17 protein-coding genes and 1 pseudogene are annotated in these 15,869 nt (G+C 71.3%); 9 read left to right on the top strand and 9 right to left on the bottom strand.

The genetic code is table 11. From position 1 onward, the window contains the following. Positions 1-32 precede the first annotated feature (32 nt). Positions 33-998 carry a CAF17-like 4Fe-4S cluster assembly/insertion protein YgfZ gene (gene ygfZ, locus BT364_RS27905; RefSeq protein ID WP_072487995.1) on the top strand — a complete coding sequence of 322 codons (966 nt, stop codon included), beginning with the start codon at positions 33-35 and terminating at the stop codon, positions 996-998. 24 nt (positions 999-1,022) lie between these two features. On the opposite strand, the gene dtd is transcribed toward ygfZ, so the two are convergent. Beyond that, positions 1,023-1,472 carry a D-aminoacyl-tRNA deacylase gene (gene dtd, locus BT364_RS27900; RefSeq protein WP_072487994.1) on the bottom strand — a complete coding sequence of 150 codons (450 nt, stop codon included), beginning with the start codon at positions 1,470-1,472 and terminating at the stop codon, positions 1,023-1,025. A gap of 117 nt (positions 1,473-1,589) precedes the next feature. On the opposite strand from dtd, the gene BT364_RS27895 reads away from it, so the two are divergent. The 4 genes from BT364_RS27895 to BT364_RS27880 all read left to right on the top strand — a co-directional run bounded on the left by BT364_RS27895 (position 1,590) and on the right by BT364_RS27880 (position 5,383). Then, positions 1,590-2,204: an RsiG family protein gene (locus BT364_RS27895; protein WP_072488061.1), complete on the top strand. Its 615-nt coding sequence runs from the start codon at positions 1,590-1,592 to the stop codon at positions 2,202-2,204. Between the two features lie 46 nt (positions 2,205-2,250). Further along, the gene (locus tag BT364_RS27890; RefSeq protein ID WP_072487993.1) at positions 2,251-3,234 is read left to right on the top strand and encodes an asparaginase; all 984 of its coding nucleotides are present in this window, start codon (positions 2,251-2,253) and stop codon (positions 3,232-3,234) included. 78 nt (positions 3,235-3,312) lie between these two features. Next, on the top strand, positions 3,313-4,563 hold the full coding sequence (locus BT364_RS27885; RefSeq protein WP_072488060.1) for a GNAT family N-acetyltransferase: 1,251 nt from the start codon (positions 3,313-3,315) through the stop codon (positions 4,561-4,563). 184 nt (positions 4,564-4,747) lie between these two features. Then, positions 4,748-5,383, top strand: a complete 636-nt coding sequence (locus tag BT364_RS27880) for a TetR family transcriptional regulator (protein WP_107408320.1) — start codon at positions 4,748-4,750, stop codon at positions 5,381-5,383. Positions 5,384-5,402: 19 nt separating this feature from the next. Here the strand turns inward: BT364_RS27880 and BT364_RS27875 are convergent, their stop codons facing one another. From BT364_RS27875 to BT364_RS27860, 4 genes are all read right to left on the bottom strand, one after another. After that, positions 5,403-5,864 carry a DUF2199 domain-containing protein gene (locus BT364_RS27875; RefSeq protein WP_256260254.1) on the bottom strand — a complete coding sequence of 154 codons (462 nt, stop codon included), beginning with the start codon at positions 5,862-5,864 and terminating at the stop codon, positions 5,403-5,405. A 144-nt stretch (positions 5,865-6,008) separates the two neighbouring features. Beyond that, complete coding sequence (galE, locus tag BT364_RS27870) at positions 6,009-7,007, bottom strand: UDP-glucose 4-epimerase GalE (protein ID WP_072487990.1); 999 nt, start codon at positions 7,005-7,007, stop codon at positions 6,009-6,011. Positions 7,008-7,312: 305 nt separating this feature from the next. Continuing rightward, positions 7,313-8,230, bottom strand: a complete 918-nt coding sequence (locus tag BT364_RS27865; RefSeq protein WP_079179670.1) for an oxidoreductase — start codon at positions 8,228-8,230, stop codon at positions 7,313-7,315. Between the two features lie 75 nt (positions 8,231-8,305). Beyond that, positions 8,306-8,932, bottom strand: a complete 627-nt coding sequence (locus BT364_RS27860; protein WP_107408318.1) for a hypothetical protein — start codon at positions 8,930-8,932, stop codon at positions 8,306-8,308. A gap of 87 nt (positions 8,933-9,019) precedes the next feature. Here BT364_RS27860 and BT364_RS40380 point away from each other — a divergent pair. Beyond that, a pseudogene (locus tag BT364_RS40380) lies at positions 9,020-9,145 on the top strand (VOC family protein); the annotation flags it as partial. A 91-nt stretch (positions 9,146-9,236) separates the two neighbouring features. Here the strand turns inward: BT364_RS40380 and BT364_RS27850 are convergent. Both BT364_RS27850 and BT364_RS27845 read right to left on the bottom strand, forming a co-directional pair. After that, positions 9,237-10,316 carry a MerR family transcriptional regulator gene (locus BT364_RS27850; protein WP_177328253.1) on the bottom strand — a complete coding sequence of 360 codons (1,080 nt, stop codon included), beginning with the start codon at positions 10,314-10,316 and terminating at the stop codon, positions 9,237-9,239. Between the two features lie 122 nt (positions 10,317-10,438). Continuing rightward, a complete protein-coding gene (locus tag BT364_RS27845; RefSeq protein ID WP_072487988.1) occupies positions 10,439-10,960 on the bottom strand; it encodes a P-loop nucleotide/nucleoside kinase family protein in 522 nt (173 codons plus the stop codon). A gap of 157 nt (positions 10,961-11,117) precedes the next feature. Between BT364_RS27845 and BT364_RS43365 the strand changes: the two genes are divergently transcribed. The 3 genes from BT364_RS43365 to BT364_RS27830 all read left to right on the top strand — a co-directional run bounded on the left by BT364_RS43365 (position 11,118) and on the right by BT364_RS27830 (position 12,816). Continuing rightward, positions 11,118-11,660, top strand: coding sequence for a helix-turn-helix domain-containing protein (locus BT364_RS43365; RefSeq protein ID WP_072487987.1), 543 nt, complete (start codon positions 11,118-11,120; stop codon positions 11,658-11,660). A gap of 27 nt (positions 11,661-11,687) precedes the next feature. Further along, positions 11,688-12,332, top strand: a complete 645-nt coding sequence (locus BT364_RS27835) for a hypothetical protein (protein WP_072487986.1) — start codon at positions 11,688-11,690, stop codon at positions 12,330-12,332. Positions 12,333-12,480: 148 nt separating this feature from the next. Next, positions 12,481-12,816 (top strand): DUF2516 family protein, encoded by a 336-nt coding sequence (locus tag BT364_RS27830; protein ID WP_072487985.1) that lies wholly within the window; start codon positions 12,481-12,483, stop codon positions 12,814-12,816. Here BT364_RS27830 and BT364_RS27825 read toward each other — a convergent pair. Continuing rightward, positions 12,798-14,180: a PP2C family protein-serine/threonine phosphatase gene (locus BT364_RS27825; RefSeq protein WP_072487984.1), complete on the bottom strand. Its 1,383-nt coding sequence runs from the start codon at positions 14,178-14,180 to the stop codon at positions 12,798-12,800. The two genes, BT364_RS27830 and BT364_RS27825, sit on opposite strands and share 19 nt — an antisense overlap. A gap of 383 nt (positions 14,181-14,563) precedes the next feature. Beyond that, positions 14,564-15,640, bottom strand: a complete 1,077-nt coding sequence (locus BT364_RS27820) for a C40 family peptidase (protein ID WP_072487983.1) — start codon at positions 15,638-15,640, stop codon at positions 14,564-14,566. Positions 15,641-15,869: the final 229 nt, after the last annotated feature.

Below are 15,869 nucleotides of genomic sequence, written 5' to 3'. Positions count from 1 at the left end.
GCCTCGTTCGTACCGCGTCGTACGCTGGTCGCATGAAGAGCCCCCTGCTGTCCCTGCCCGGCGCCGTCCCCGCCGAAGGCCGCGACGAAGGCGTCGCCGCGCACTACGGCGACCTGTTCCGCGAGCAGCGCGCCCTCGCCGACGGCTCCGGCCTCGTCGACCTCTCGCACCGCGCGGTCGTCACCGTCACCGGCAGCGACCGGCTGGCCTGGCTGCACCTGCTGCTCACCCAGCACGTCAGCGAACTCGCCCCGGGCCAGGCCACCGAGGCCCTGATCCTCACCGCCAACGGGCACATCGAGCACGCCCTCTACCTCGTCGACGACGGGGAGACCGTGTGGATGCACGCCGAACCGGGCACCCAGGGCGACCTCATCGCCTACCTGGATTCCATGAAGTTCTTCTACCAGGTCGAAGTCGCCGACCGCACCGAGGACTTCGCCGTGGTGTACCTGCCGGCCGGCTCCATCGCGGAGGTCCCGGACGGCGTGACGGTACGGGAGACGGCTTACGGCCGGGACCTCTTCCTGCCCCGCGCCGGCCTGGAGGAGTACGCGGCGGCGCACGGCCCGGTGGCCGGCATCCTGGCGTACGAGGCGCTGCGCGTGGAGGCGCACCGCCCGCGCCTCGGCTTCGAGACCGACCACCGCACGATCCCGCACGAACTTGGCTGGATCGGCACCGCCGTGCACCTCCAGAAGGGCTGCTACCGCGGCCAGGAGACGGTGGCCCGGGTACAGAACCTGGGCAAGCCGCCGCGTCGGCTGGTCTTCCTGCACCTCGACGGCAGCGAGGTCGTGCTGCCCGGGCACGGCACACCGGTGCGGCTCGCCGCGGACGGTGTCGAAGGGCGCCAGCTGGGCTTCATCACCACATCCGCCCGCCACCACGAACTGGGGCCGATCGCGCTGGCCCTGGTCAAGCGGAACGTCGCGGTGGACGCCGAACTGCTCGCGGGGGACACGGCCGCGTCCCAGGAGACGGTCGTCGAGCCGTAGGGCTTCGGCCTGGACCCGTTCGGTTCAGACCTCGACGAGGACGGTGAAGGGGCCGTGGTTCGTGAGCGAGACCCGCATGTCCGCTCCGAACCGGCCCGTCTCCACCTGCGCGCCCAGCGCCCGCAGTTGCTTCACCACCTCGTCGACCAGCGGTTCGGCGACCTCGCCGGGCGCCGCGGCGTTCCAGGTGGGCCGGCGGCCCTTCCGGGCGTCCCCGTAGAGAGTGAACTGCGAAATCACCAGAAGCGGTGCATTCACATCGGAGCAGGACTTCTCGCCCTCCAGGACACGGAGCGACCAGAGCTTGCGGGCGAGCTGCGCCGCCTTCTCCGGGGTGTCCCCGTGGGTGACTCCCACCAGCACACACAGCCCCTCGCCGACGATTTCGCCGACCACCCCGGACCCGCCGGACCCGTCGGCACTGTCAGTCACCGTGACGCTCGCGCCGTCCACCCTCTGTATCACTGCACGCATACAGACCAACCTATCTTGGGCTGAACGGGTACAGAGCATCCACACAGGCCCCACTGGAGTGGCACCATGCTCGGAAGGCGGTGTGCCGACGCACCGGTCGAGGGGATGGACACAAGCATGAGTACCTATGGAACCGGGCAGTCCCCCGGCGCCGTACCGGTCACGCGTACCGGCGCCAGCACCAGCACCAGCACCATGCGCCCACCCGTGCAGCGGACCGGTCACGGACTGGGGGACGGCCTGTCCGTCGGGCCGCAGCCCGAGCTGGGCGCCCTGCGGCTGCCGGAGCTGCGCACGCTGCGCCGCGACTCGCAGCGCGACGAGGCAGACCTCAGCTATGTGCGCCGGCTCGTCCAGGGCCGGATCGACATCCTGCGGGCCGAACTGGCCCGGCGGCTGGATCCGGAGGCACCGGTGGTGGACCGGCTCTCGGAGATCCTCGCCGATCCCCCGTCCCGGCACCGCTCCTCCGCCCGGCACGTCACGCTCACCACGCCGCGCAGCGACGAGTACCGCCAGCTGGCCGCCGAGACGCTCGCCGAGGTCGAACTCTCCGACCTCGACGCCCGTACGGACGAGGAACTGCACACCGCGATGGGGCGCCTGATCCGCTACGAGCAGCAGGTCTCCCGCCGCCGTCACCAGCTGCAACGCACCACTGACGATTGCAGCGCGGAGATCGCCCGCAGGTACCGTGACGGGGAAGCACAAGTAGACGACCTGCTCGCCTGAAGCGATCCTTCCGGGGGCGGGTTCCGCCCGTCCCCGGAAGGCCACCATGACCTCCAGCGCCGCCCCCGCTGCCCCATCCGCCATATCCCCCGCTCTCCCCGTCCTGGCCGAGGTCGTACGGTCCGGCTTCGTGGAGGGCCGGCACCGGGGTTCGCTGGTCGTGCTGGCCGCCGACGGCAGCGTGGAACGGTCCCTGGGCGATCCGACGGCGCCGGTCTTCCCGCGCTCCTCCAACAAGCCGATGCAGGCCGCGGCCGTGCTGCGGGCCGGGCTGGACCTGTCCGGGGAGCGGCTGGCACTGGCCGCCGCGAGCCACTCCGGCGAGGATTTCCACCTGGAACTCGTCCGCACGATGCTCGCCGAGCACGGACTGACCTCCGGCGACCTGCAGACCCCGCCCGATCTGCCGCTGGACCCGGCGGAGGCGGAGACGTATCTCGCCGCGGGCCGGGTGCGGGAGCGGATCACCATGAACTGCTCCGGCAAGCACGCGGCGATGCTCGCGGTGTGCGCGGTGAACGGCTGGGACCGGGAGACCTACCTCGACCCGTCGCACCCGCTCCAGCAGCTGGTCCACCAGGTCGTCGAGGAGGCGGCCGACGAGCCGGTCACGGCGGTCGGCACGGACGGGTGCGGGGCGCCGCTGATGGCGATCAGCCTGGTGGGCCTGGCGCGGGCCTTCCGCTCCTTCGTGCTGGCGGAGCCGGGGACGGCGGAGCGCCGTGTCGGGGACGCGATGCGGGCCCACCCCGAGTACGTGGCCGGGACCCGTCGCCCCGACACCTGGCTGATGCGGGAGGTGCCGGGCGCGCTCTCCAAGATGGGCGCCGAGGCGGTGCAGGCGGTGGCGCTGGCGGACGGCCGGGCGCTGGCCTTCAAGATCGACGACGGGGCGACACGGGCGCTCGGGCCGGTGCTGGCCCGGGCGCTGCGGCTGCTCGGCATCGACGCCCCGGTGGTCTCCCGGATCGGACACGCGCCGCTGCTGGGCGGTGGCGGGGAGGTCGGCGAGATCCGGGCGGCCTTCTGACCCGCTCCGGCCCGCCCGTTCCCACGGTGGCGGAAAACCGGGCGACATCCCGCGCGCCGTGTGCCTAGCGTGGCCCGCATGGTTCCTGACGTCCGTACGATCACCGCTGCCGAGTTCCCCGACTGGCTGCGCGCCAAGCACACCGGTTTCCTGCGCGCGCAGACAGGGACGGAAGAGGAGGCGGAACGACGCCTTCCGTACACCGATCTCGCCCGCACACAGGGCGCGTTCGACGGCGGGCGGTGCGTGGCCACCTTCCGTTCCTTCGCGCAGGAACTCACGGTCGTCGGCGGCGCGACGGTCCCGGCCGACGCGGTCTCCAACGTCACGGTGTCGCCCACGCACCGCCGCCGCGGGCTGCTCAGCCGGATGATGGCCGCGGACCTCGCGGCGGCGAAGGAGCGCGGTGACGTGGTCGCCACGCTGATCGCCGCCGAGTACCCGATCTACGGGCGGTACGGCTTCGGCCCGGCGGCCTGGACCACCCAGTGGGAGATCGACGTACCCAGGGCCGGCCTCGACCCGCACTGGTCGGGCCCGTCCGAGCGGGACGGCGGCCGGATCGACCTGGTGAGCGGCGCGGACGTACGCAAGCTGGGCCCGGCCCTGCACGACCGGCTGCGCGCCCGGCAGCACGGGATGATCGACCGCGACGCGCGCTGGTGGGCCGTGAACACCGGCGAGATCCAGCCCGGCCCCGAGGCCTGGACGGAGCCCTTCTTCGCGGTCTCCAGCAACGCGGCCGGCGAGGTGGACGGCCTGATCGTCTACCGCGCCGACGACCACTGGGGCGACGCCAAGCAGCCGCTGAACCGGGCCACGGTGCTCGGGCAGATCGCCGCCACCCCGGCCGCCGAGCGCGCGCTGTGGCACTTCGTCTGCTCGATCGACTGGATCACCACGGTCCGCTCCGGCCACCGCGCCCCCGACGACCTGCTGCCCCTCCTGCTCCCGGACCCGCGCGCCGCCCGCGTCGTGACCCACGCGGACTGGCTGTGGGTGCGCGTCCTGGACGTCGTACGCGCCCTGGAGGCCCGCACCTACGCGGTACCCGGCACGCTCACCCTCGACATCCACGACACCACGGGCCTGACCACCGGCCGCTACCGCCTCGAAGCCACCGCCTCCGGCGCCACCTGCACCCCCACCACGTCCGACGCCGACCTCGCCCTGGACGTACGGGAGCTGGGCACCCTCTACCTGGGCGACGAGTCCCCCACCCGGCTGGCGGCGCTGGGCCGCGTCGAGGAACTCACACCGGGCGCGGTGGCGCTGGCGGAGACGATGCTGCGGGCGGGGCGGCGGGCGTGGTGCCCGGACGTGTTCTGAGGCTTCCGCCGGACCGGGCTCCGCGGAGCCGTGTACGGATCGCGTCAACGTGGCTCGCCCCGGTCACCACCCCACACATGCGGATTACTCCCCTCCAGTCGTCGGTTCCCGGCCGGTCGGGGGCGCGTGCGACCGCTTCCGGCGGCCGAGTCCGGTGGGAGTACGGGGCGTACGCTTCGTGGTCATGGACGGAGAGAAGGCCGGGAACGAGCAGATGAGTCTGCGGGAGCGGAAGAAGCGGCTGACCTATCAGGCGGTCTCCGAGGCCGCGATCGCGATGTTCCTGGAGCGGGGCTTCGACAAGGTCTCGGTGGCGGAGGTGGCGGCCGCGGCCGACATCTCGAAGCCGACACTGTTCCGGTACTTCCCGGCCAAGGAGGACCTGGTCCTGCACCGGTTCGCCGACCACGAGGACGAGGCTGCCCGTGTGGTCGCCGCCCGTGCGGACACCGAGTCCCCCCTGGACGCCCTGCGCCGCAACTTCCTGGACGGCCTGGAGCGGGGCGACCCGGTCACCGGACTCTGCGATGTGCCGCAGGTGCTGGCGTATCAGCGGCTGCTCTACGGGACGCCGTCCCTGGTGGCCCGCCTGTACGCCTACCAGAGCCGCTCGGAGGCGGCGCTCGCCCGTGCGCTGGGCGGCCGGGTGCAGGACAGGCTGGCCGCGGGCCAGATCATCGCCGTACTGCGCATCCTGGCCCTGGAGAACTGGCGGCGGATCGACGCGGGGGAGAGCGCGGAACACGTGTACGCGGACGCGGTCGAGTCGGCCGAACTCGCCTTCGTGCAGCTGCGGACGGGGCTCGGGGAACAGCGGTAGCGGCGGGGCGCCGGCGCGCTCAGGCGCGGGCGTCGTCGGCGTGCAGCACCGCTTCGGCGATCTCCCGCACCCGGTCGCGCGTGATGCCGGTGCGCTGCTCCACGGCGAGGGGGTGGTCGGTGGGCTCCAGCTCGATGCGGGGGCGCCGGCCGATCGGGCGGGTGTGGGCGTTGGTCTTGAGGTTGGTCGTACGGGGCGAGTACAGCCCCAGCTCGGTGCTCAGCCAGCCGAAGTACGGCTTCTCGGACTCGCGGCCCGGGGTCTCCCACACATCGAGGGCGCGGGCGAAGTTCACCCGGCTGAGCGAGACCCAGACGCCCCAGGAGAACGGCTCCTCGCTGCCGAACACGGGTATCTCGATCAGGCCCTTGATGAAGTAGTGCTCGTGCCTGACGATGCACTGGTCGCAGGAGAGCATGCTGTCCGGATCGCTCTCCAGGCTCGCGTCCCAGACGTCGGGGGCCATGGTCGAGTACCCCATCGGGAGTTCCGCGTGGTGTTCGCCGCAGCAGGAGCAGGTGTAGCCGTGGTCGATAGCCATGGGCGGATCCTAAGGGCTGTCCCCTGATCCCCGACGGGGCGTACGGAGCCGCTGATCCGCGACGGGGCGTACGGAGCCGCGGGCCTACGCGGGGCCGCCGAGCACGTCCTCGCGTACGTCGGCCCACTCCAGGGAGTGGCGGATGCCCTCCGTCAGCGAGTACCGCGGCCGCCACCCCAGCAGCCGCTCCGCCCGGTCGCTCCGGGTGTACGCCCCCGCGGTGTCGCCCGGCCGGGCTTCGGCGTCGACGGACGGCACGGGGGTGTCGACCACCTCGTTGAAGGCATCGAGGAGTTCGCACACGGTGGTGCCCGTGCCGGTGCCCAGGTTGATGGTGGTGGAGCCGGCCTCCGGCAGGACGGCGTCGAAGGCGCCGAGCGCGGCCACGTGCGCGGCGGCCAGGTCCCAGACATGGACGTAGTCCCGGATGCCGGAACCGTCCCGCGTGGGGTAGTCGGTCCCGGTGACCCGGAACGGTACGCCCTCCTCCTGCGCCTGGATCATCTTGCCCAGGGCATGGCTCGGACGCCGTAGCTGGAGCCCGGTGCGCAGCTTCGGGTCCGCGCCGATCGGGTTGAAGTAGCGCAGGGACAGCACCCGGAGCGGCTGGGTGGCGGCGATGTCGGCGAACATCGCCTCGCACACCGCCTTGGTGCGCGCGTACGGGCTCTGCGGGTCGACGGGGGAGTCCTCGTCGACGGTCAGATCCGCTCCGGCGGCGTAGATGGAGGCGGACGAGCTGAAGATCATGCGGGTGCAGCCGTTGCGCAGCAGATGGCCGGCGAACTCCAGGGACTTGGCCACGTTCGCCCGGTAGTAGCCGACCGGGTCGGCGACCGAGTCGGGGACCACGATCAGTGCCGCGCAGTGGACGACGGCTTCGATGTCCGGGTGCTCGGCGAAGATCCGGTCGATCAGGGGGCCGTCCGCGATGTCGCCCTCGTGGAAGGCCCGGCCCTGTGCGAACTCCCGCCTGCCGGTGACCAGGTTGTCGAGGACGACGGGGGTGATCCCGGCGTCCGAGCAGGCGGACGCGACCGTGCTGCCGATGTACCCCGCGCCTCCGGCGATCAGGACCTTCATGCCGTGCCTGCCTCTCTGAGAACGTACGGTGATCGTAACGGGATTGCCCTGGCTCTCATCGGCGATTCCGGGTCGGCCGGGGCGGGTGGGCCCCGGCCGACCCGCACGGGGGCAGGCCCCGGACCGGCTCTAGGGCGTGTTTTAGAAGTCCCGCCTGTCCCGCGGGGTCTGACACGCACGCTCGCCGCGTTGCCGAAATGCCCTGGTAGCTCCGCTACAAGGGCACCCCGGCGCCTTGCGATCGCACGCGCCAGACCCCGCGGGACCCGCCCTCCGGGCGGACGACGCTACTTCTAAAACACGCCCTAGCCGCGACGTCCGAGCAGCGCCATGTCGTCCTCGTCGAGGGCCAGTTGCCCGGCGGCCATGTTCTCCTCCAGGTGGGCGAGCGAGGCGGTACCGGGGATCTGGACGATCGAGGGGGAGCGGGCCAGGCCCCAGGCGATGGCCACCTGGAACGCCGTCGCGCCGTGCCGCTCGCTCACTTTCCGGAGGTTCTCGCCGTCGAGTTCGGTGTGCCCGCCGCCGAGCGCGAAGAACGGCATGTACGCGATACCGGCGTCCGCGCACTCGTCGACGAGCGCGGCGTCGGCCTGGTCGAGCACACCGAACCGGTTCTGGACGGCGGCGACCGGTGCGATCGACCGGGCCTCCGCGAGCTGCCCGCGCGTCACATTGCTGACGCCGAGCTGCCGGATCAGCCCTTCCTCGCGCAGCGCGGCCAGTACGGCGAACCGTTCGCCGAGCGAATCGGCGACGTCCGAGCCCAGCCGCCCCACCCGCAGATGCACCAGGTCGAGGGTGTCGACCCCCAGGTCCGCCAGATTCCGCTCCACCTCTCCGCGCAGCTGATCGGGGCGGGCCTCGGCGTACATCTCGCCGGTCTCGTCCCGCAGCGGGCCGACCTTGGTGGCGATGACGAGGTCCGCGGGATACGGGGACAGCGCCTCGCGCAACAGGTCGTTGGCCCGGTGGGTGTCGGAGAAGTAGAAGGAGGCGGTGTCGATGTACCGCACCCCGAGCTCGACGGCGCGCCGCGCCACGGCCACGGCCTTCGCGGTGTCACCGGCCGGCCCGCTCCACCGGCCCGGCAGCTGCATCGCACCGAAGCCGAGCCGCGGGATGGTGACGGTGCCGCCCAGCTCGAAGACACCGGGGCCGGAGGTGCCGGTGGTGGATGTGGGACCGGAATCGGGGGTCGGATCGATCTCTGAGGAGGTCATGGGGGCAGCATCGCGCCTGGAGGCCCGGATCGTCACATCCGTACCGCTCGGCTGTCCCGCAACGGCCGTCGCGGGTCAGCCGAGCGGCGAGGCGTGGCCCGGCCGGCAGCCGGAGGGGACGCTGTTGCCGCTGATGTCGAAGTCCCCGCAGGTGAGGAAGACATCGTTGAACTGGCCGAGCAGGAAGGCCAGTACGCCGACGAGCGCGACGACACCGATGACCGTCCGGCGCTGGTTCACGGAGAGCTCCGACTCCCCGAACAGCAGGAGCTGGAGGAGCACCCAGGTCAGCAGCGGGGTGCCGATGACGCTGATGATGCCGCCGATCAGGAAGAGCGCCTCGCCCTGCCAGTTGCCGCTGCGCGGCACGACGGCGGCGAGGACGAGCCAGGCGCTGGGCAGCGCCAGGCAGGCCCAGTACGCCCAGCCGTGACGCGGCCCGCGCTCACGCATCAGGAAGCCGGCCAGCAGCACGGCCGTCGACACCGCCCAGAGGGTGAGCATCTGGTAGTAGAAGATGACGTCGTAGGCGCCGAGCGTGAACGCGGGCTCCCAGACGGCCAGCGCTCCGCCGCCCGCGATCACGGCGGTCCTCGGCACCACGGAGGCCCCGCCGCGCGCGAGCCCGTGCCCGTGACCCTGCCCGTGCCCCCGCGCCGCGGGGCCCGGGGCCGCATTCTCGTCGTCCCTGTCGTCAGCCATGGGGATCCGTCTCCGGCATGGGGATATTTCCGGATACGTTACCCAGTGCCGAGCTCCTCCTGCTCCAACTCACCCGACGTCGCGGACTTGGACGAGTCGAGGCGGCTGCTGGAGCTGGGCGCGGGCAAGCCGGATCACCAGCCCCATGAGGCGGGCAGGGCTCGGGTCCTCACCGATCCGGCTGGTCATCCCTTCTGCATCTGCCAGGGCTGACCCGCGGTGCCTGCGGTTGAGCGGGACGGGTTGACGGTTGATGTCCCACCCAACCGCAGGCAGTGCGATGTTCAGTGCATGCCGTTCGCTCCTACTGCTGGAGCTCCACGACGTCGGCGACCACGCAGCTGACGTTGTCCGGGCCGCCGGAGCCGTTGGCGAGGGCGACGAGTTCGCGGACCGCCTGCTCGGGCTCTCCGACCTCGCGGAGCACCCGGCGAATCTCCTCGGTCCGCACGACGGTCGACAGACCGTCGGAGCAGAGCAGATATCGGTCTCCCTGCTGAACGTCGTGAAGGCGCATGTCGGTGGTGCCGTCGGCTCCATGGCCCAAGGCCCTTATCAACAGCGACCGCTGGGGGTGGGAGACGGCTTCTTCCGGACCGATGCGTCCCTCGTCGACCATCGACTGCACCACGGTGTGATCATGCGTGATCTGGAACAGCTCTCCGTCGCGCAGGAGATGGGCACGGGAGTCGCCGATGTGGACGAGGGCCAGTTGCGATCCGGTCCACAGCATCGCGGTGAGCGTGGTGCCGGCCTCTTCGGGTGACGAGCCGGGTCCGGCGACGCCGTTGACGGCCCGCTTGGCCTGCTCGACGGCGTCTTCGAGGACGTTGAGGAGCTCGCCCGACGGGATGCCGCCGGTTTCGAGGCGCTTGAGCGCGTCGATGGCGGCCGCACCGGCTGGAGCTCCCGCGCTGCCGTAGCCGTCGGCGACGGCGAGCAGGCGCGACCCGGCGTAGGCGGTGTCCTGGTTGCTCTCGCGGACAAGGCCCCTGTCGGAAAGGGCGGCGTAACGGATTCCCAGGGGCTTGGTGGTCGGAGACATGGCGGGGTCCTTCCAGGAAAGATGGTCGATGAGGAAGGAAGCGAGGTCTCGCCGCGCGGCGGTGTCGGCCTCGATCTGAGCCCAGAACGCGCGGACCTCCTGTGCCGCCGCGGCCGACTCCAGCGTGCAGACCTGCTGGATGCGGGCCAGGGGCATTCCCAGGCGCCGGAGCCAGGCGACCAGCCGGGCCTGCTCCAGCAGTTCCGGTGCGTAGAGGCGGTAGCCGCTCACCGGGTCGACGCGAGTGGGGGTCAGCAGGCCGAGTTCGTCGTAGAGGCGCAGCGCCTTCGGCGACAGCCGGGACGCCTTCGCGAACGCCCCGATGGTCAGCAACCCCATGCCCACTCCTCCTCATGCCGGGCACGTCGCCCGGCCCCACCGATGCTGTGGCTTCCCCCAAGGTGAAGGTCAACCAAGGGCTCCGCTGCCACCTCCGTCTGTTTCCGCGAGGCAGGCGGAGCTCAACTCTTGACGGCCTCCGCGATCTGCAGGGCGGCTTGGGCGGGAGTGAGGTGCGTGGTGTCGACGACCTCGGCCTCGTCGTGCAGCCACGTGCGGGCCGCCTCGGCGTAGGGCTCAAGGTATTCGAGGCGGAATGCGGAGGGGCCCATGACGGTGTCCCCCTCGATGCGCCCGCGGAGGGTGTCCTGGTCGGCGTGGAGGACGAAGTGCCGTACCGGAATGTCATGTCGGGCGAGGCCCGTGCTGATCTCGCGCCAGTACTGCTCGACCAGGACGGTCATGGGTATCACCAGAGTGCCGCCGGTGTAGTCGAGTACGTGGCGGGCGGTCTCGACGACGAGCGGCCGCCACGGCGGCCAGTGCTGGAAGTTGCCCGTCCAGGGCAGCCCCGGCGTGATGTCCATGAGTGTCTCGCCGACCTTCTCGGCGTCGAACACCCGTGAATCGGGGATCAGCCGTTGTACGAGTGCACTGGTCGTCGTCTTGCCTGCGCCGTGGGTGCCGTTGAGCCATACGATCATGGGGGCCAAGGCTAACGCTGATCGAGCGGCGGGAACGGGCGCGGCGGAAGAGATCCGGTACGGCTTCGGCGTCTCGCACGGGGCCAGGCGAGTGGTGTGGCGCACTTTTGCAAGCGTCTGCTTGCAAAAGTTAGCAAGGGTGGCGCACCATCGGGGTATGGCATCACTCAACGTCGGCAATCTCGGTGAGTACCTGCGCGAGCAGCGGCGCAACGCGCAGCTGTCGCTGCGGCAGCTCGCCGATGCCGCCGGGGTGTCCAATCCCTACCTCAGCCAGATCGAGCGCGGGCTGCGCAAGCCGAGCGCCGAGGTGTTGCAGCAGGTCGCCAAGGCGCTGCGGATCTCCGCCGAGACCCTTTACGTACGGGCCGGGATTCTGGACGAGCGGGAGCGGGAGGAGCTGGAGACGCGGGCGGTGATTCTGGCCGACCCGTCCATAAGCGAGCGGCAGAAGAGTGTCCTGCTGCAGATCTACGACTCCTTCCGCAGGGAGAACGGTTTCGAGCCCGGACCGGAATCCGGCGTCGCGGCCGGACCGGAGACCGGCGACGAATCGGGGCCGGACGCCGGTGACGACACGGCTTCGAAGCTTTCGAAGGCTTCGAAGCCGTCAGCTCCTTCCACTCCTTCCACCCCTTCAAAGCCGTTGAAGGCTCCGAAGCCTTCAACGCCTTCAACGCCAGAGAAACCCTCACACTGAGTCTGATGATCCGGGAGGACCACAGTCATGGCCATCACCGATGACCTGCGCAAGACCCTCACCGACCCGACCCCCCTCTACTTCGCCGCCGGTACGGCCGATCTCGCCGTCGAGCAGGCGCGCAAGGTCCCGGCGCTGATCGAGCAGCTGCGTGCCGAGGCGCCGGAGCGTATCGAGGCCGTGCGCAACGCCGACCCCAAGGCCGTGCAGGAGAAGGTGGCCTCGCAGGCCAAGGAGGCGCAGGCCACCGTCCAGGCCAAGGTCACCGAGGTGATCGGATCCTTCGACAGCGACCTGCGGAAGCTGGGCGAGAACGCGCAGGACCTGGCGCTGCGGAGTCTGGGCGTGGCCGCGGAATACGCGGTGCGGGCCCGGGAGACGTACGAGAAGGTCGCCGAGCGCGGCGAGCAGACCGTGAAGAACTGGCGCGGCGAGACGGCCGAGGAGATCGTCGAGATCGCCGTCGTCGTCGAGCCGCGCAAGGAGTCCAAGCCGGCGGGCACCACCAGGACCGCGCCGGCCGCCAAGCCCGGTCAGCCCAAGGCCGCGCCCGCGTCGAAGCCCGCGCCGAAGGCCGCCAAGCCGGAGAGCAAGGCCCCGGCCGCGCCCGCCAGGAAGGCGCCCGCGCACAAGCCCGCCGCGAAGAAGACCACTCCGCCGAGCGCGAAGTAGGGCCCCGGCGCCACGGCACCCCGGGCGGTGCTGTGGCGCCGCCGTGTGTAGCGGGGCGCGGGCCGGGCACTTTCAGGGGTGCCCGGGTCCGTTGTCCCGGTACCTTGGCCGCGAGGCGCTCATCCACTTACTAGGCGGTGCACACACCATGTTGCTCACAGGATTCAGCACATTCGTCTGGCTGCTCTACATGGTCATGCTCGTGCTGGCCGTGATCGCACTGATCATGGCCGCGATGGCCCGTGAGGACGCCTACCGGGCCGCGGACAAGCAGAAGAAGTCCTTCTGGCTGCTCATCCTCGGCATCACCGTCGCCGTGAACCTCTTCGTGCCGATGCTGTTCCTGCAGCTCGCGGGCGCGGTCGCCTCCATCGTCTTCCTGGTGGACGTGCGGCCCGCGCTCCAGGCGGTCTCGGGTGGCCGCGGCCGGCGCGGCGGCTCCAGCAGCGACGGGCCGTACGGGCCCTACAACGGCGGGCGCTGAGCGTTCGCGGGGTTCGCGGCGCTCACGGGGGCCGTGGGTGGTGCCGATCCGGGGCGGGGGCGCGGGATGCTCCGGCCCCGGTCGCCGTTCGGGATCCGGCGGCGTACGCGTTCCTCGTCGCGGTCGAGCAGGAGGACCGCCACGTCGTCGGTGAGTTCGCCGCCGTTCAGCTCCCGCACCTGGGCGACCGCGGCCTCCAGGAGATCCTCGCCGGTGAGCCCCTCCGCCAGCTGCCGGTTGATCATCGCGACCATGCCGTCCTGGCCCAGCCGCTGCGTGCCGGACTCGCCCACGCGTCCCTCGATCAGCCCGTCCGTGTACATCATCAGGCTCCAGGTGCCGCCGAGCTCCACCTGCCGGCGCGGCCATCGGGCGCGCGGCAGCAGGCCCAGGGCCGGTCCGCCGTCCTCGTACGGGAGAAGGCGCGCGGCCCGTCCGGGCCGGGCGAGCAGCGGGGCGGGGTGGCCCGCCAGGCAGAGCCCGGCGCGCCGGCCGTCGGGGGTGATGTCGACGGTGCAGAGCGTCGCGAAGATCTCCTCGCTCTCCCGCTCGTGCTCCAGGACCTGCTGGAGGGTGGAGAGCAGTTCGTCGCCGCAGAGCCCGGCCATGGTCAACGCCCGCCACGCTATGCGCAGTTCCACGCCGAGCGCCGCCTCGTCGGGGCCGTGCCCGCAGACGTCGCCGATCATCACGTGGACGGTGCCGTCGGGGGTGCGGACCGTGTCGTAGAAGTCCCCGCCGAGCAGCGCACGGCTGCGGCCGGGGCGGTAGCGGGCCGCGAAGCGCAGATCGGAGCCTTCGAGCAGCGGGGTGGGGAGCAGGCCGCGTTCGAGGCGGGCGTTCTCCTGGGCGCGCAGGGTGGACTCGGTGAGCCGGCGCTGGGCGATGCCGGCGCGCTTGTGCTCGACGGCGTACCGGATGGCGCGGCTGAGCAGCCGTCCGTCCAGTTCGTCGCGGCAGAGGTAGTCCTGGGCGCCGACCCGTACCGCCGCGGCGGCCAGCTCGGTGTCGTCCTGTGCCGTGAGGGCGAGGACGGCGTGGCGCGGGGCGATCCGCAGTACGTGTTCGAGGGTGGCGAGCCCGTCGGCTTCCCGCGCGTTCCCGGTGCCCGAGGCACGGGTCTCGCTGCCGGTGGGCAGGGCGAGGTCCAGCAGGACGCAGTCGACGTCGTCCGTGAGGAGCCGGCCCGCCTCGGTCAGGTTGCGGGCGGTGCGGATGCGCACCCTCGTGCCGGCCTCGGCCGGGAGCTCGGGGACGGTGAAGGTGCCCGCCGGGTCGTCCTCGATCACCAGCAGGGTGAGGACGGCGCCGTGGGAGGCCTCCGCAGCGGCTTCGGCACCTTGCTGCGGTTCGGGTACGGGCATCGGTTCGGGTTTCCTTCCCTCCCCCCGAGGGCGCGGCGGGACGACGATCGACGACCCGCCAGACGGGGACGATAGCGGTCCGTGGCGGGGGAACGGAATGGCGTTCCGCGATCGGCCTCCGGCATATGCACAGCCATAAGCCGCGTCAGGTCACGGATCCGGCGAGATGTGCCGGGGTGGCGGCGGGTATGCGGGCATGACAAAGGTCACGCGGGGTGGTGGGCGGCGGGTGGCGCGGGTCACGCCCGTGGCGGTGCGGGGTGCTGACGCGGGGTGCCGCGGGCGTCCGGCGAGGCGCCCCGAGGGCACCCGGGGGCGATTTGTCCCCAATCGCCGGACGGGCTCGATCCGGCCCGGTCCAGAGTTGCCTGTCCGGGCCGGGGCTACTTGTCCGGGCGTACGACGCCGAGTATCTGCATCGAGCCCGCGCCCGCCAGCGTGACGTTGCGGCCGGGGCGGGGGGCGTGCACGATCGCGCCGTCACCGACGTACATCCCCACGTGACTGGCGTCACCGTGGTAGATGATCAGGTCGCCGGGGCGCATGTCCTTGATGGCGATGTGCGGCAGCAGCCGCCACTGCTCCTGCGAGGTGCGGGGGATCGGCCGCCCCGCCGCCAGCCAGGCCTGTGACGTGAGCCCCGAGCAGTCGTACGACTTGGGGCCCTCGGCGCCCCAGACGTACGGCTTGCCTATCTGCGCGGTCGCGAAGGCCACCGCCGTCTTGCCGCTCGCACTCGCCTCGCGGTTGATGTCCTTCAGGGCGCCGGAGCTGAGCCAGGCCGTCTGCTGCTTGTACTCGGCCTCCTGCTCCAGCTTGAGCAGGCGGGCCCGCTCCTCCTTCTTGAGCTGCGACTCCAGCTTCTTCGCCGCGGTGATCTGCGCGTTGATCTTCTTCTTGGCCTTGGCCTGTTTGACCCGGTTGGTTTCGAGCTTCTTCCAGTTGGCGCTCGCGTCCTTGGTGTACGTCTCCAGGTCCTGCTGGGTCCTGGTCAGTTCGCCGAGCACGCCCTGGGCGGCCTGCTGGCCCTCCCTGACCCGGCTCACCCCGTCCAGGAACAGCTGCGGGTCGTCGCTGAGCATGAACTGGGCGCCGGGCGGCAGCCCGCCGCTGCGGTACTGCTCGCGGGCCTGCGCGCCGGCCTGGCTCTTGAGCTCGGCGATCTTCGACTGGCCCACGACTGTGGCGCGGGCCAGCTTCACGATCTCGCCGGACTGCTTCTCGGCCTTCTCCTCGGCGAGGTTGTACGCGTCGGTGGCCGCCCCGGCCTTGCGGTAGAGGGCGTCGATCTCCTTGCGTACCTCTTCGAGGCTCTTCTTCGGCGCCTTGGACCCGGAGTCGGAGCGCGCGTCGGAGGGGGATGGCGGCGCGGGCTCGGCGAAGGCCTGGACCGGCGTGATGAGTACGGACAGCGCGCAGACCAGAGTGATCGCGGCTGAGGCACAGTGACGTCGGTTCACGAGATTCCCCTCCGAATGAATCTGATTTACCGTCAGTAACTTTTCGCCGATGCCGAGATCGTGCCATGCCGTACCGAAAAGCAACAGAGGCGCACGCCCGCTGTCCTGACGGTCACACGGATCGCGCTCCCCGACTCGCCCTGCTCCCCTGGAGCCCCCTGCCGCCCCCTGCCGCCCCCTGCTCCCCTCTGTCTGGACGAACGATGCCGCGTTCCCGTTCCCGTCCGCC

The sequence above is a fragment of the Streptomyces atratus genome, assembly GCF_900119365.1.
Lineage (GTDB): Bacteria > Actinomycetota > Actinomycetes > Streptomycetales > Streptomycetaceae > Streptomyces > Streptomyces atratus_B.
The sequence above is the reverse complement of the archived record's forward strand: the minus strand, read 5'-3'. Positions and strand labels throughout refer to the sequence as shown.